This is a genomic window from Pseudomonas sp. HLG18 (assembly GCF_051903985.1).
GTDB classification, from domain to species: Bacteria; Pseudomonadota; Gammaproteobacteria; order Pseudomonadales; family Pseudomonadaceae; genus Aquipseudomonas; species Aquipseudomonas fluorescens_BT.
In genome coordinates this window covers 5,205,735-5,221,130 of sequence record NZ_CP195831.1, presented here as the reverse complement: position 1 = coordinate 5,221,130, position 15,396 = coordinate 5,205,735, and the positions used below count along the sequence as shown (strand labels likewise).

Genomic DNA, 15,396 nt, shown 5'->3' with positions numbered 1-15,396 from the left:
CAGTGACGCCAGTATATAATGCCGCAGATTTTGTGTGTGCTTTGTCCCAGCGAAGGATGAAGTTCACGAGAGCGACAGACTTGGATTGCGCAACAGAACGCAGATCGCTCTCAACCCTGAAAAGGTCGTTTTATGACGAAATGGCTGCTGGCTGCCGGAGTTCTGATGCCGCTTTACAGCGCACAGGCTACACAGGATCCGGAAGCCGTGTACAACCGTGTTTGTGGTGCCTGTCATTCCGGCCAACTACCCATGGCGCCCAGAAGAGGCGATCAGGAAGCTTGGACGCCGAGGTTGGCGAAAGGTATGGAGACGCTGGTGCAACACGTGACCCAGGGTTTCAAGGCGATGCCGCCGCGTGGTTTGTGCATGGACTGCAGTGCCGAGGATTACCAGGCCATCATCCTTTGGATGAGCGGAAGTAAACCCGGTCCATAACTCTTAACCCTTAGCCGTAGTTGGATTAGCTGATGAACAAACTGATCGTGAGTCTGCTGTTGACCGTGGGAATCTCAGGCTTCGCCCATGCTGCAGGCGATGCCGCCGCAGGCCAGGCGAAAGCGGCCGTATGCGGGGCTTGCCATGGCCCGGATGGCAACAGCATGGCGCCAAACTTTCCAAAACTGGCCGGACAGGGTGAACGCTACCTGACCAAGCAGCTGCACGACATCAAGTCGGGCAAGCGCACCGTTCTGGAAATGACCGGGCTGCTGACCAATCTTAGCGATCAGGACCTCTCTGACATCGCCGCCTATTTCGCCAGCCAGAAAGGCAGCGTCGGCGCCGCCGATCCGAAGATCGTCGCTCGCGGTGAAGCCCTGTTCCGTGGCGGAAACCTGGAAAAAGGCCTGCCCGCCTGCACCGGTTGCCACTCGCCGAACGGCGCGGGCAATGCCGCCGCCGGCTTCCCGCACCTGGGTGGCCAGCACGCTCAATACATCGCCAAGCAGCTGACCGATTTCCGCAAGGAAGAGGCCGGTCGCAGCAACGACGGCGATGCCATGACTATGCGCACCATAGCTCGCAAGCTGAGCGACGAGGACATCGCGGCGGTCTCCAGCTACATTCAAGGCCTGCACTAAGACGCGCGATTCGAGGGTTGCGTGCGATGGCCCATGCCTGCCACGTTAACGCTCGATTAATCCGTTGCATGAAGTATAAAAAGGGTGGCTTTGGCCGCCCTTTTTTGTGGCCGCTGCCGTTACACTACAGAACTCATGCCCGCCAGGATCTGTCTGAAAACAGGTCGCGCGAGGCGACCAAAATTGTCCAGGAGTAAAGCATGCGTAATCTGATCATCAGCGCCGCCCTCGTCGCTGCCAGCCTGTTCGGCGTGACCGCCCAGGCCGCCGAAGCCCCTGCTGCCCCTTACGTCGAACTGAGCAACCCGGTACCGGTTGCCGTGCCTGGCAAGATCGAAGTGGTGGAGCTGTTCTGGTACGGCTGCCCGCACTGCTACGCGTTCGAGCCGGTGATCAATCCATGGGTTGAAAAACTGCCTTCCGACGTCAACTTCGTACGCATCCCTGCCATGTTCGGCGGCCCGTGGGACGCTCACGGTCAGATGTTCCTGACCCTGGAAGCCATGGGTGTCGAGCACAGCGTTCACGCTGCCGTGTTCAACGCGATCCAGAAAGAACACAAGAAGCTGACCGACAAGAACGACATGGCCGACTTCCTCGCCACCCAGGGCGTGGACAAGGACAAGTTCCTGGCCACTTTCGACTCCTTTGCCATCAAGGGCCAGATCGTCAAGGCTCGTGAACTGGCCAAGAAATATGAAATCTCCGGCGTTCCAACCATGATCGTCAACGGCAAGTACCGCTTTGACATCGGCTCTGCCGGCGGCGCCGAAGAAGCACTGAAACTGGCTGACCAACTGGTTGCCAAAGAGCGAGCGGCCAACAAGGCAGCCGCCAACTAAGCGCGGCTGTCGCCATGCGCCGCTGGGGAACCGAACGTCTCGTCGGCCTGCATGATCCGCAGGTCAACGAGCATCACCTGGAATCCACGGGCCTGCCCGCAGACAGCCGTTTGCGCTTGCTCAGCTTCAATATCCAGGTCGGCATCAGTACCGAGCGTTATCGGCACTACCTGACTCGCAGCTGGCAGCATCTGCTGCCGCACCCCGGCCGTTCCGGCAATCTGCAGAAGATCGGCAATCTGCTCGGTGACTTCGATCTGGTCGCCCTGCAGGAAGCCGATGGCGGCAGCCTGCGTTCAGGCTACGTCAATCAAGTCGAACACCTGGCTCAGCTCGGCGCCTTCCCCTACTGGTACCAACAACTCAATCGCAACCTCGGCCGACTGGCCCAGCACAGCAACGGTGTGCTCAGCCGTCTGCGTCCGTGGGCGATCGAAGACCATCCGCTGCCGGGACCGAAAGGTCGCGGGGCGATTCTGGTGCGCTTCGGCGAAGGTCCCGAGGCACTGGTGGTGGTGATGATGCACCTGGCGCTCGGCGCCCGGGTACGCACCCTGCAACTGGCCTATATCCGCGAGCTGATCGGCGGCTACAAGCATCAGGTGCTGATGGGTGACATGAACACCCATGCCAGCGACCTGCTGCAGCACTCGCCCTTGCGCGACCTCGGCCTGCTGGCTCCGCAACTCGAAGCGACATTCCCCAGCTGGCGCCCGCAGCGTTGCCTGGACCATATTCTGCTCAGCCCGACCCTGACCCTGGAAAAGGTCGAAGTGCTGGCCCAACCGATTTCCGATCACCTGCCCGTCGCGGTAGAGATTCGTCTGCCGGGTTCGCTCACGGCCGATGCATTGCCCGCGTTGAGTCCTGCCCCTCGCGGAACGCCTGAATGAGCGACGAAGCCCAGCGCTGGAAAGAGAAATACCTCAAAAGCATCGAACAACAGGAAAAGCTCGAACGTCGATGGGACGCCCGGCTCGACCTGCTGCGCCGCGGCCTGGTGCGTAGCACTCTCGCGGCGGAAGGCACCGACCGCGTGGTCGACCAATGCATGAAGGAAATGCGCGACGTGGTGCGCACCGACGACATGGATGCCAGACTCGCCGCCCTGTTGCCGCGTCTTGAAAAAGCCGTGCTCGACTCCGAGCAACGCCGTGAAACCCGGATCGAGCAGGTCAGCACCGCCCTGAACTCGCTGGTGGCTCAGCTGCAATCGCTCCCCCTGCCCCGGGATGTCGCTCAGCCACTGAAGAAATTCGCCAAGCAGCTTGATGGCCGGGTCAGCCAGGCGCGGGAAATGCCGCTGCTGCTCAGCGAGCTCAGCGGTTTGCAGGGCAAGGCGTTGAGCCAACTGGAGACGCCGGCGGAACCGGGACGTCCGGGATTGTTGCAGCGCCTGTTCGGCAGCCGCGACAGCGAGGAAGCGTCTGCATCTGCGGCTCAGCCTGTCGTGAAGTCTCCAGCCGTTCAGCCAGCGCAACCACCCGCTGCGCCTGAAAGCGCGCCAATGCCAGAAGCGCCTGTCGCAATCGCCGAACCGGCAGCCATCGCCACTGTCAGCGAAGCACCGGTAGCCATACCTCTTGTCGCACCAACGCAGGCTTCAGCACCCGCACCACTATCAACACCAGAGCATGTTGCAGAGCCGGAAGTGGTGGCCTTCGAGCCGGTCCGGATCCCTCCAGAAGTCGTTACCACTCCCGGCGAACCGGAACCAGCCGGGCCGGAATCAGAGCCGCCAACCTTCGCGCTGCCTCCGGTCTTCACTCCGTCGGCACCAACGGCCATCAATCCTGACGAACTGATCCACCCCGGCGACAACCCGCCCCCGGTTTTCCTCGACAGCCTGCCCCTGCCCGAGCCCATCGCGCAGGCCCTCGCGGCCATCGATCCGGAGCAGTCCGAGCATGACATTTTCTACGCCCTGCCGGATTCGCCCGAACCCTCCTACAGCTCGGTGGCCAAGCACATCGAAGACACGCTGATCGGGCTGCTGGATGACCTGACCCTGCCGGAGCGTCACCGCCCGCAAGCCGAAGCCATGCGTGACCGGCTGAAAAATGGCTTGAACTGGTACGAATTGCTGCCGATCCTCGACGATCTGGCGACGTTGATGCTGGCCATCACCGATAGCGGCCAGCACGAATTCGAGGCCTATCTGCAGCAGCTCAACGAACGCCTCGAAGCGTTCCAGAGCAACCTGCAGGCCGCCAGCGAAGGTCACGCCGACAACAGCTCTGCGGCGCGAGCGATGGACACGCAGATCCGTGAACAGGTCGACGGTCTGCAGAACAGCGTGCAGGAAGCGGCGGACCTGGACGACCTCAAGCAGGTATTGGAAAACCACCTCGAAGGCCTGCTCGGCACGATGGACCAGCATCAGAAACAGCGCGACGCCCGTGAACAGGAGGTGGCTGGCCGCTTGAAGAGCCTCGCCGAACGCGTGGCGCATATGGAGCAGGAAGCCCTCGGCTACCGCGAACACCTTGAAGAGCAACGCCAGAAAGCCCTGATCGATCCGCTTACCGGGCTGCCCAACCGCGCCGCCTGGGGCGAACGGCTCGACCACGAAATCGCCCAATGGCAGCAGCATGGCAATACCCTGAGCCTGGCCATGCTCGACCTTGATCACTTCAAACGGATCAACGACAGCTACGGGCACCTGGCCGGCGACAAGGTGTTGAAGATCATCGCCACAGTGCTGCGCAAGCGCCTGCGTGACAGCGATTTCATTGCCCGGTTCGGTGGCGAGGAGTTCGTCCTGCTCCTGCCGGCCACCACGCCGGCCGTCGGTGCCAAACTGCTGGAAACCCTGCGCGCCGCCATCGAGGCCTGCCCGTTTCACTTCAAGGGCGAGCGGGTGACGATCACCATTTCAATGGGACTGGCAGCGTTCAGGCCAGGAGAACACAGCGATCTTGTACTCAAAAGAGCCGATCAGGCACTGTACCGGGCAAAAAATGCAGGACGTAACCGGGTCGAGCTGGGCTGAAGACAATTGTTCCATTTCATTTAAATAAGCCCTTTTGCCGTTCGCATGCAAGTCAGTACGTTACACTGTTGCATTACTGACTGACGTGTACTGCCATGAAATTCCTTGCCCTCATCGCATCGCTGCTCATTCTGTCCGGTTGTGCCAGCGGACCGCGCTACGACACCAGCCATCCTTCTGCCAATCACGACAGCCGCGCGCAATTCGTGATCGTGCATTACACCTCCGCCTCCCTTGAGCGTTCACTGCAACTACTGACCCACGGTGAAGTCAGCAGCCACTACCTGATCGGCGATGACAGGAACGGCACGATCTACAAGCTGATGGACGAAAACCTCCGTGCCTGGCATGCCGGCGAAAGCGAATGGCAAGGCCGTACCTGGCTGAACTCAAGCTCCATCGGCATCGAAATCGTCAACCCAGGCTTCAAGGACACGCCGACCGGACGCGTGTGGTATCCATACAGTGAGGCCCAGGTACAGTCGCTGATCGTGCTGCTCCGGGACATCAGTAAACGCAACGGGATCAGCCCGGATCACATCATCGGTCACAGCGATATCGCACCGCTGCGCAAGCTTGATCCGGGCCCATTGTTCCCGTGGAAGCGCCTGGCTGCCGAAGGCCTTGGCTTGTGGCCCGATGAGCAGGCGGTAGCCCGTCAGCAAGTTCGTTTCGACGTCGAGTTGCCGAGCATCAGCTGGTTCCAGACACAACTGGCACGCCTGGGTTACGCGACGCCGCAGAACGGCGAACTGGATGTGGCAACCCGTCATGTTCTCGCAGCCTTTCAGATGCACTTCCGCCCCTCCCGCTTCGACGGCACGCCGGACGCGCAAACCGCAGCGTTGCTGCTGGTGTTGAATCAGACAAAATAATGACGCCCGCCCGACGGTCAGGGCGAAAAGGCAATCAGCAGCTATAACTCATTGGTAACTCTTCGGATATCCATGATGGTTGCCACCCGAGAGACACTGCGCAGCTGGTTTTATCGTCCGTGGTTTCTGGCGATGCTGGCGGCTGTCCTCAGCGCAGGCCTGCTGATCACTGGCGGGTTGTTCGTGGCTATGCACCAGGTCGAACAGAGCGAAAGCCAGGAAATGAACGCCCAGGGTGAGCGCTTCCTGGCCCGCCTGGAGCAGTTGTTCGGCCAGTTGCGTGAAAGCCTCGACGACCTCGAGGCCCAGCCCCTGCGCAGCTGCGACGACGAGATGATCGCTACGTTGCAGCAGGTGACCTTCAACTATCGCTTTGTCTATGAAGCGGCCTACATGGATGCTTCGCGCATCTGCTCGAACCGTCCGCGCCAGGAAGGCCTGTCAGTCGTCCGTCCGCCGGACATCAAGGGCCCGACCTACAGCTATTGGCTGAACACCACCACCGAACCCGACGAAAACCGCGCGGCGCTGATGCTCGGACGCGGCAACTTTCGTGTGGCCACCTCTCGCGGGCATTTGACCGACATGGTCGACCTGTCCCCCGACAGCAGCCTGCTGGTGGTGCTGGATCACGGGACCCGGGCGATTCCGGTGCTCGGCGTGCCACAGGCCTGGCCGCCGACTGAACCGTGGCCGCCGCAATCCACCGACGCGCTGCAGGTGACTCAGACCCGTCTCATCTATCGCATGCCGACCGACAATCCGGAATATCAATTGGTATTGATCACACCGCGTACCGGCATGCATATCCCGCAATTGTGGTGGTGGATGGTGCCGTTCTGTGTGGTGCTGGGTGCATTGGTGGGGGTGGTGGTGTTCTGGGTCGTGCGCCAGCGCCAGTCACTGGACGCCGAACTGCACGGAGCCATTCGCCGGGGCGAACTGCAGGTTTTGTATCAACCGATCTTCGATCTCGACAGCCGCAACTGCGTCGGCGCCGAAGCCCTGCTGCGCTGGCGCCGGCCGGATGGCACGCTGACCAGTCCCGATCTGTTCATCCCGATGGCGGAAAACACCGGGCAGATTCGCCAGATGACGGACTTCGTCCTCCAGCGCCTGTTGGAGCAACTGGGCCAACTGCTGCGGGCCAATCCGCAGTTGTATATCTCAGTGAATCTGGCGGCATGCGATGTGATGGTGCCGCGCATCGGCCAGGTCATGGCGCGGCTGCTGAGCCTGCATCGGGTGGCGGCGCGGCAAATCGCATTTGAAGTGACCGAGCGCGGCCTGATCGATGTAGTGGTGGCCCGGGAAAACCTGCAAGCGTTGCGCGATGTGGGCCACCAAGTGCTGATCGACGATTTCGGCACCGGCTATTGCAGCCTCGCCTACCTGCAGACCCTGCCGGTGGACTGCCTGAAAATCGACAAGGCCTTCATCGACGCCCTCGGCCATGACGCGGCCAGCAGCGGTGTCGCGCCGCACATCATTCACATGGCTCAGGCACTGGATCTGAAAGTGATCGCCGAGGGTATCGAATATGAATCCCAGGCGGCGCTGCTCAGCAGCGAAGGCGTGAAGTTCGGTCAGGGCTGGCTGTTCGCCCATGCCTTGAGCGCCGTGCAATTCATTGAGCTGATCACCCGAGGACGACGGCTCGCCGGCCGCCGGATGGACGACGAAGCCTAAACTGCCAGCGCCATGTAGAACTGCGTGCCCTGCCCCGGCCGCGAATAGACGCCCATCCGCCCACCATGCAGCTGGACAATTTCCTTGCACAATGCCAATCCGAGCCCGGCGCCACCCTTCTTGCGCCCGACCTGTACGAAAGGTTCGAAAATCCGGCCCTGCTGGCCGTAGGCAATACCTTCACCATTGTCCTCGACACTGATAATCACCCGCTCGCCGTGGCGGCGCGCCTGCAAGCGAATCTGCCCGTCGCGGGCGGTGTGGCGCAAGGCGTTGTCGATCAGGTTGTCCAGGACTCGATCCAACTGGGCCTGATCGGCCTGCAAACGTGGCAAAGGGCTCTGCACCTCGACATTCAACGCCACCCCCTTCTGCGCAGCCGCATCGGCAAAACGCAATTGCGCCTGGGCCAGCAAATCCTCGATGGAACACGGCGCCAGCGTGAGTTTCTGCAGGCCGCTCTGGTAGCGCGAAAAATTCAGCAGATCATTGATCAACTGCATCAAGCGCTGCATCTCTTCGTTGACAGTATCGAGCAGATCGGACTCACGGGACTCCGCCGGGAACTTTGCCCGCTCACGAAACAGCCCGAACGCCATGTGCATGCCGGTCACCGGCGTACGCAGTTCGTGGGAAGCACGCAGCACGAATTCGCTGCGCACCCGCTCGAACGCGCGCTGTTCGGTGACATCGTGCAGCACCATCACCGCGCCGAGAATATGGCCCTGGGTATGGCTGACCGGGGTCAGGCTATAAGTCAGCAGCCGGGATTCGCCATCGACCTCGACGCTCAAGTCTTCCGGTGCGCGCTCAAGGGTGCCGCCGCGCAATACCAGTTGCAGTTGCGCATCCAGTTCCGGACGCTGCAAGGCGCTGCCCAGTCCCTGGCCGAAACGGTCACTGTCCCAGCCCAGTTGTCGCTGTGCCACCGGGTTCAAGTGCTCAAGGTGCCCCTGACGGTCGATCATCAGCAGACCGTCGTCGATGCTGTCGAGCACCGCCTGCAAGCGCTGCTGGCCGGCCAGCAGTTCGTCGACATTGGTCGCCTGATGCTCGCGAAGGGCTTCGGCCATCAACCCGAAGCGCCGGGTCAGCAGATTGATTTCCATGGCCGAGGACACCGGCAGGGTTACTTCGAAATTGCCTTGGCCGATGTTGTCTGCCGCTTTCGCCAGGGCTTCGATCGGAGCCCCAAACCGGCGGGCAATCCCCTGGGCGGTGATGAAACCGATGATCAACACCGCCAGCCCCACCAGCCCGAGCAGGCCGGCAATCAGCAAGGCCCGGTCGCGGGCGGCGTGTTGTACGGAGTTGATGTTATCCAGCGCGTGCTTGTGCTCGGCGATCAACCCGTTGCGCAGGGTGTTGAAGCGCTCGCGCAGATCGCCACTGCCACTCAGGGCTGCAGCAGGGTCGCGGGAAACATCGAACGCCTGGAGGAAATTCAGATAATCCGCCTTGGCCTGACTGAACCCGTACTGGCGTCCATCGTCTTTCTGTTCCTGGGCGATGCCCTCGTCGAGCAGTTCGAAGTAACGCTGCTTGGACGCTTCGAAGGCCACCGGATCGGGCTTCTCGGCCAGCATCATGATCAATTGATCGCCCAAGGTCTGACGCAGCTTGAGCCCCAGATCGAGGGTGACGAAATTGTTGCGGATCAATGCCTCCTGAGTACCGGCCATTTGCATCACGCTGACCAGCCCGAGCATCAGCCCGAGCAAGGCCACGGTGATCAGCGCGGAAATGCTCAGGAACAAGCGGGTCCGCAACTTCATCGCCAGTTTCATCGGCGCACGCTCACAGGTTGTACTGCTTGCGCTTGCGATACAGGGTCGAGGCATCGATCCCGAGAGTCTTGGCAGCCTGGTCGAGGGTGCCGGCGGTCGCCAGCACCGCGCCGATGTGAGCCTTCTCGAGCTCATCGAGACTCAGGGCCGCGCCAACCCGCGGGGCATTGTTGGCCGGCTGTTCAGCCATGCCGAGGTGGCTGATCTCTACACGCTCCTGCGGACAAATGATGCTCGCCCGCTCGACCACGTTGCGCAGCTCACGGATGTTGCCTGGCCAGCGGTAACCCAACAGCGCTTCCCGGGCCTCGTCGCTGAAGCCGCGGGCGGGACGGGCATATTCCTTCACGAAGCGGGCCAGGAAGCGGTCGGCCAGGGTCAGGATGTCTTCGGCCCGCTCGCGCAATGGAGGCAAATGCAGGGTGATGACGTTCAGGCGATACAGCAGGTCTTCTCGGAAACGACCGTCGCGCACCATGTCTTCAAGGTTGAGGTTGGTCGCCGCGAGAATGCGTACATCGGCGCGGCGGGTGACCGGATCCCCTACCCGCTCGTATTCCTTGTCCTGGATGAAACGCAGCAACTTGGGTTGCAACGTCAGAGGAAAATCGCCGATCTCGTCGAGAAACAGCGTACCGCCATCTGCCTGATTGACCCGGCCCAGGGTGCTTTCGCTGGCCCCGGTAAACGCGCCGCGACTGTGACCGAACAGCTCGCTTTCCATCAGTTCAGCAGTCAGCGACGGGCAATTGATGGTGACGCAGGATTTCTTCTCGCGCTTGCTCCAGCCGTGAATGGCCCGGGCCAGTTCACCTTTACCGGTGCCGGACTCGCCGAGGATCAGGATATTGGCGTCGGTACTCGCCACTTGCCGCGCCGTTTCCAGAACGACTTTCATCGCCGGGCTGTGGGAATCGAGTCCGTCCCTGGGTTTGCGAATCTCGCCTTCGAGGGCTTCCAGACGCGCAGACAGCTGGCGTACTTCAAGCTGCTTGGCGGTGGCCAGGCGCAACTGGTCAGGGCTGCAGGGTTTGACCAGATAGTCGGCGGCACCGGCCTGAATGGCATCGACCGCCGTATCGACAGCCGAATGGGCGGTGACGATCACCACCCGCATCCATGGCGCCTGAATGCGCATCTGCGCCAGCACGTCGAGACCGTTGTCTTCGCCGAGGCGCAGATCAAGGAAGCACAGATCGAACACCTGACGCTGCAACAGCGCATCAGCCTGGGCCGCGCTGTTGGCGGTGGCAACCGTATAGCCTTCGTCTTCGAGGCAATAACGGAAGGTTCGCAGGATGGCGGATTCATCATCCACCAGCAGAATGCGGCCTTGATGCTCAGTGGCTGATTCCATTTTTCCTACGCTCCATAAGTGAATGTCTTGGGTTAGTCCCGGAAAAATCGGGCAAGTTGCATGGTTGATTCTGATCGATTCCAGTCATAGCAGGGTAGCTCTCTCCTGCCCTAACGGCTAATTCGCTGATTTTGTTGGTTTTTTTCCAAATCGGCGCTTTTCAGGCATTTGCCTGCTTATGTTTCTGACATCCACACCCTGCTCTCAATTCAAAAAGAATGATTTCTCCTACGAAACATTCGTGCATTTCGCACGACCGTGGATGACCCATCGTGCAGGATGCGTCGTCATAAATTTTCACACCACTAATAACTATCTGATTTTATTGAGTTTTTTTAAACAAAAAAGCTGGCATGCCGGCTGCAATACCTCTCTCAGCCCGGGCAGATAAGCACTGCCCTAACCCAATAAGAGTGAGGAACCCAGGATGACTCGCCAACGTGCCGCCCAACTGCGTATCTCGCCCCTGCATCTTCAGCAGGGCCTGTTTGGCGCACTCGCGCTGTTGATCACCCTGCTCGCCTGCCAGCAGTACCTGCGCTGGGAACAGAGTCAGCACCCTGAACCCCTGATTTCGATGCAACACGCGACGCAGACACACTTCAGCGCCGTCAGCAGTAGCCACGCCGATAGCGGCGCAATGCGCATGATGGATGTCGACCAGCCTCAGCCGCTGGGCGACATGCCGCGTGAAGAACGCTGGGTTTTCTGATCCACGAATCTGGGCGCCGCTGCGCCGAGACCGGCAACATCCCTAAATAGAAACAAGGAGAATCACCATGTTGAGCTGGGCAATCACATTCCTGATCATTGCCATCATCGCTGCGGTACTGGGCTTCGGTGGTATCGCGGGCACCGCCACGGGTATCGCCAAGATTCTCTTTGTCGTATTCCTGGTGATGTTCATCGCCTCGTTCTTTTTCGGCCGTCGCGGCCGAGGTTGACCATGAGTGCTCTAAAGACACTGGCAGCCGCCCTGCTTCTGGGCGGCAGTGCCATGGCGATGGCGGCCAATGATGGCCAGACGCGGGTCAACGAACTGTTGAGTTCAGACCCGCAATACAGGGAGACCTGGGAAGGCGTGGTGAAGAAGGAAGAACGCCTGCCGGAATGGGTGATGAACCTCTCCGGTACGCCAGACCAACAGATGAATGCCGTCACTGAAGATGGCGACAAGTACCTGGTCGGGCCGCTCTGCGAATCGCAGGACAAGTGCCTCAACCACCGCTTGATCGTCGCGTTCAGCTTCGACAAGAAACACGCTTACGCCATGCTCGTCGATGTGCCTGAAGGACTGCCGGCCGACAAGTCGCCAACGCGACATGCCACCTACCGCTTCCTCGGCAAACCCGATCAGGGCATGCAGGATCTGTTGATGGAAACGCTCAAGAAAGATCCGAACTGGTATTGAACATGAGGGCAGCTGAAAGGCTGTCCTCCATTGCACCCGCCCGAGGAAGGCCGGTGCATGACCAGGGGGCCGGGACGTTCTGACTGTTGCAGGGTCGGAGTGACCTACGGGTACAGGGAGTGCCTGCGATGAGGGCCGGGTCAGGGTAAAAGCTGCGACGCAAGTTCGCCAACTGGAACGGTTCGACGGACTTGCGCTGAGCTTTCAACGTGACAAAACGTTGATCCAGAGCGTTCAGCTCGTCGTTTTATCGCTCACACTGCGTGCGAAAGCATTTCGCGGTGTTTCCTGGCGACCGTATATCTAGAAAGAGTCGATCGAGTAAGTCGGACATTTAGTTTCCGTACGTAGGCTTTTTCCTAAATTTTTCGACGAAATCACTCGTTCAAAAAATAACCAACCTACGCTGTAATGGCCGGTTCACGGCACTTATGCCTGCCGAAATGTCGTATTCGAACCGGTTGGGACGCCAGTTTCATTTAAAAAAGCTCATGCCGATTCGGCATAGGGTAGGCGTTTACGGCATTAGACGGCGCAACCCCGCATGGGAATAGTTGCGCCTTTTTTCGCCTGCCGGAGAGCCGTAAATACGCGCTTCGGGGCACCTTATACGGAGGCAGATGCACAGACTTTTCCGCCAAGAGCGTTCCAGTTCCTGCATGTGCCTTGAGTCAAACGCAAGTAAGGGTAAAGAATATGAAGAAGGCAAAGCTTAGCCTCGCCTGGCAGATCCTCATCGGTCTGGTATTGGGGATTGCAATCGGTGCGTTGCTCAACCATTTCAGTGCCGAGAAGGCCTGGTGGATCAGCAACGTCCTGCAACCGGCAGGCGATATCTTTATCCGTCTGATCAAGATGATCGTGATCCCGATCGTCATCTCTTCCCTGATCGTCGGCATCGCCGGCGTGGGCGACGCCAAGAAGCTCGGGCGTATCGGCCTCAAGACCATCATCTACTTCGAAATCGTCACCACCATCGCCATTGTCGTCGGCCTGCTGCTGGCCAACCTGTTCCATCCGGGTGCCGGCATCGACATGAGCACTCTGGGCACCGTGGACATCTCCAAATACCAGGCGACCGCCGCCGAAGTACAGCATGAACACGCGTTCATCGAGACCATCCTCAACCTGATCCCGTCGAACATCTTCGCGGCCATGGCCCGCGGCGAGATGCTGCCGATCATCTTCTTCTCCGTGCTGTTCGGTCTCGGTCTGTCGAGCCTGCAGTCGGACCTGCGCGAGCCGCTGGTGAAGATGTTCCAGGGCGTCTCGGAAAGCATGTTCAAAGTCACCCACATGATCATGAACTACGCCCCGATCGGCGTGTTCGCCCTGATCGCGGTGACCGTGGCCAACTTCGGTTTCGCCTCGCTGCTGCCGCTGGCCAAACTGGTGATCCTGGTTTACGTCGCCATCGCCTTCTTCGCCTTCGTGATTCTGGGTCTGATCGCCAAGATGTTCGGCTTCTCGGTGATCAAGCTGATGCGCATCTTCAAGGATGAGCTGGTCCTGGCTTACTCCACCGCTTCTTCGGAAACCGTGCTGCCTCGCGTGATCGAGAAGATGGAAGCCTACGGCGCACCGAAAGCCATCTGCAGCTTCGTGGTGCCGACCGGTTACTCGTTCAACCTCGACGGTTCGACCCTGTACCAGTCCATCGCGGCGATCTTCATTGCCCAGCTGTACGGCATCGACCTGTCGATCAGCCAGCAACTGCTGCTGGTTCTGACCCTGATGGTCACCTCCAAAGGCATCGCCGGCGTACCGGGTGTGTCCTTCGTGGTACTGCTGGCCACCCTGGGCAGCGTGGGTATTCCGCTGGAAGGCCTGGCCTTCATCGCCGGTGTCGACCGTGTGATGGACATGGCGCGTACCGCCCTGAACGTGATCGGCAACGCCCTCGCCGTACTGGTCATCGCCCGTTGGGAAGGCATGTACGACGACGCCAAGGGCCAGCGCTACTGGAACTCGCTGCCGCACTGGCGCAGCAAGGAAAAACTGCCGGCCGGCGAGATTTCCAAGAACTGATCGTCGCCCCTGCGCAGCCCTGACAAACCCCGGAGAAATCCGGGGTTTGTCGTTTCTGGCGACCCCGCTATCATTCGCCGCATCTTCCGGGGGATTTGACTGATGCTTAATGGCCTGTGGCTTGGCTTCTTCATCGTGGCAGCCGTTTCGGCGCTGGGGCAATGGCTGATCGGCGGCAACGCCGGGATCTTCGCGGCGATGGTGGAAAGCATTTTTGCCATGGCCAAGCTGTCGGTCGAGGTCATGGTGCTGCTGTTCGGCACGCTGACCCTGTGGCTGGGCTTCCTGCGCATCGCCGAGAAGGCCGGGATCGTCGAATGGCTGGCCAAAGCGCTAGGCCCGCTGTTCCTGCGGCTGATGCCGGAAGTGCCGGCGGGGCATCCGGCCATCGGCCTGATCACCCTGAACTTTGCCGCCAACGGCCTGGGCCTGGACAACGCCGCCACGCCGATCGGCCTTAAAGCCATGAAGGCGCTGCAAGAGCTCAACCCCAGCTCGACCATCGCCAGCAACGCGCAAATCCTGTTCCTCGTGCTCAACGCTTCGTCCCTGACTCTGTTGCCGGTGACGATCTTCATGTACCGCGCCCAGCAAGGCGCGCCGGACCCGACGCTGGTATTCCTGCCGATCCTGCTGGCCACCAGTTGCTCGACCATCGTCGGCTTCCTGTCGGTGGCGCTCATGCAGCGCCTGCGGGTCTGGGACCCAGTGGTGCTGGCCTACCTGATTCCCGGCGCGCTGATCCTCGGCGGCTTCATGGCGTTGCTCGCAACGATGTCGGCCACTGCGCTGGCAGGGCTGTCGTCGATCCTCGGCAACCTGACGCTGTTCGGTCTGATCATGTTGTTCCTGGTGATCGGCGCCTTGCGCAAGGTGAAGGTCTACGAGGCGTTCGTCGAAGGTGCGAAGGAAGGTTTCGACGTCGCCAAGAATCTGCTGCCGTATCTGGTGGCGATGCTTTGCGCCATCGGCGTGTTGCGCGCATCAGGCGCTTTGGATTTCGGGCTCGACGGCATCCGTCATCTGGTGCAGTGGGCCGGCTGGGACACGCGCTTTGTCGATGCGCTGCCGACCGCGATGGTCAAACCGTTCTCGGGCAGCGCCGCCCGGGCGATGCTGATCGAAACCATGAAGACCTCGGGCGTGGACAGCTTCCCGGCGTTGGTCGCGGCGACGATCCAGGGCAGCACCGAAACCACGTTCTACGTACTGGCGGTGTACTTCGGCGCCGTGGGCATCCAGCGTGCCCGGCATGCCGTGGGTTGCGCGCTGCTGGCCGAACTCGCGGGCGTGCTCGGCGCTATTGGCGTCTGCTACTGGTTCTTCGGTTAAG

At 60.5% G+C, this 15,396-nt stretch carries 14 protein-coding genes; 12 read left to right on the top strand and 2 right to left on the bottom strand.

From position 1 onward, the window contains the following. Positions 1–132 precede the first annotated feature (132 nt). The 7 genes from ACSPX5_RS24095 (at position 133) to ACSPX5_RS24065 (ending at position 7,480) form a co-directional block, all read left to right on the top strand. Positions 133–438 carry a c-type cytochrome gene (locus ACSPX5_RS24095; RefSeq protein ID WP_085713044.1) on the top strand — a complete coding sequence of 102 codons (306 nt, stop codon included), beginning with the start codon at positions 133–135 and terminating at the stop codon, positions 436–438. 32 nt (positions 439–470) lie between these two features. Then, entirely contained in the window at positions 471–1,082 is a 612-nt protein-coding gene (locus tag ACSPX5_RS24090; protein WP_169428253.1) for a c-type cytochrome, read from the top strand. Between the two features lie 200 nt (positions 1,083–1,282). Continuing rightward, complete coding sequence (locus tag ACSPX5_RS24085; RefSeq protein ID WP_085713046.1) at positions 1,283–1,924, top strand: thiol:disulfide interchange protein DsbA/DsbL; 642 nt, start codon at positions 1,283–1,285, stop codon at positions 1,922–1,924. Between the two features lie 14 nt (positions 1,925–1,938). Then, positions 1,939–2,817: an endonuclease/exonuclease/phosphatase family protein gene (locus tag ACSPX5_RS24080; RefSeq protein WP_169428252.1), complete on the top strand. Its 879-nt coding sequence runs from the start codon at positions 1,939–1,941 to the stop codon at positions 2,815–2,817. Continuing rightward, positions 2,814–4,916 carry a diguanylate cyclase gene (locus tag ACSPX5_RS24075; RefSeq protein WP_439820390.1) on the top strand — a complete coding sequence of 701 codons (2,103 nt, stop codon included), beginning with the start codon at positions 2,814–2,816 and terminating at the stop codon, positions 4,914–4,916. The genes ACSPX5_RS24080 and ACSPX5_RS24075 overlap by 4 nt, the downstream gene beginning before the upstream one ends. Before the next feature lie 95 nt (positions 4,917–5,011). Further along, positions 5,012–5,791 carry an N-acetylmuramoyl-L-alanine amidase gene (locus ACSPX5_RS24070; protein ID WP_439820389.1) on the top strand — a complete coding sequence of 260 codons (780 nt, stop codon included), beginning with the start codon at positions 5,012–5,014 and terminating at the stop codon, positions 5,789–5,791. A 72-nt stretch (positions 5,792–5,863) separates the two neighbouring features. Continuing rightward, positions 5,864–7,480 (top strand): EAL domain-containing protein, encoded by a 1,617-nt coding sequence (locus ACSPX5_RS24065; RefSeq protein WP_169428249.1) that lies wholly within the window; start codon positions 5,864–5,866, stop codon positions 7,478–7,480. Here the strand turns inward: ACSPX5_RS24065 and ACSPX5_RS24060 are convergent. Next, positions 7,477–9,267: a KinB sensor domain-containing domain gene (locus ACSPX5_RS24060; protein WP_169428248.1), complete on the bottom strand. Its 1,791-nt coding sequence runs from the start codon at positions 9,265–9,267 to the stop codon at positions 7,477–7,479. The two genes, ACSPX5_RS24065 and ACSPX5_RS24060, sit on opposite strands and share 4 nt — an antisense overlap. Positions 9,268–9,277: 10 nt before the next feature. Then, positions 9,278–10,624, bottom strand: a complete 1,347-nt coding sequence (gene algB / locus ACSPX5_RS24055) for a sigma-54-dependent response regulator transcription factor AlgB (RefSeq protein ID WP_096822414.1) — start codon at positions 10,622–10,624, stop codon at positions 9,278–9,280. Between the two features lie 427 nt (positions 10,625–11,051). Between algB and ACSPX5_RS24050 the strand changes: the two genes are divergently transcribed. From ACSPX5_RS24050 to ACSPX5_RS24030, 5 genes are all read left to right on the top strand, one after another. Continuing rightward, positions 11,052–11,336, top strand: a complete 285-nt coding sequence (locus tag ACSPX5_RS24050) for a hypothetical protein (RefSeq protein WP_323159620.1) — start codon at positions 11,052–11,054, stop codon at positions 11,334–11,336. Positions 11,337–11,403: 67 nt separating this feature from the next. Next, positions 11,404–11,568, top strand: a complete 165-nt coding sequence (locus ACSPX5_RS24045; RefSeq protein ID WP_003177151.1) for a DUF1328 domain-containing protein — start codon at positions 11,404–11,406, stop codon at positions 11,566–11,568. A 2-nt stretch (positions 11,569–11,570) separates the two neighbouring features. After that, positions 11,571–12,035 (top strand): inhibitor of vertebrate lysozyme family protein, encoded by a 465-nt coding sequence (locus ACSPX5_RS24040; protein ID WP_207867349.1) that lies wholly within the window; start codon positions 11,571–11,573, stop codon positions 12,033–12,035. Positions 12,036–12,731: 696 nt separating this feature from the next. Continuing rightward, entirely contained in the window at positions 12,732–14,063 is a 1,332-nt protein-coding gene (gene gltP, locus ACSPX5_RS24035; protein WP_064379587.1) for a glutamate/aspartate:proton symporter GltP, read from the top strand. A 102-nt stretch (positions 14,064–14,165) separates the two neighbouring features. Beyond that, positions 14,166–15,395, top strand: a complete 1,230-nt coding sequence (locus ACSPX5_RS24030) for a nucleoside recognition domain-containing protein (protein WP_169428245.1) — start codon at positions 14,166–14,168, stop codon at positions 15,393–15,395. Position 15,396: the final 1 nt, after the last annotated feature.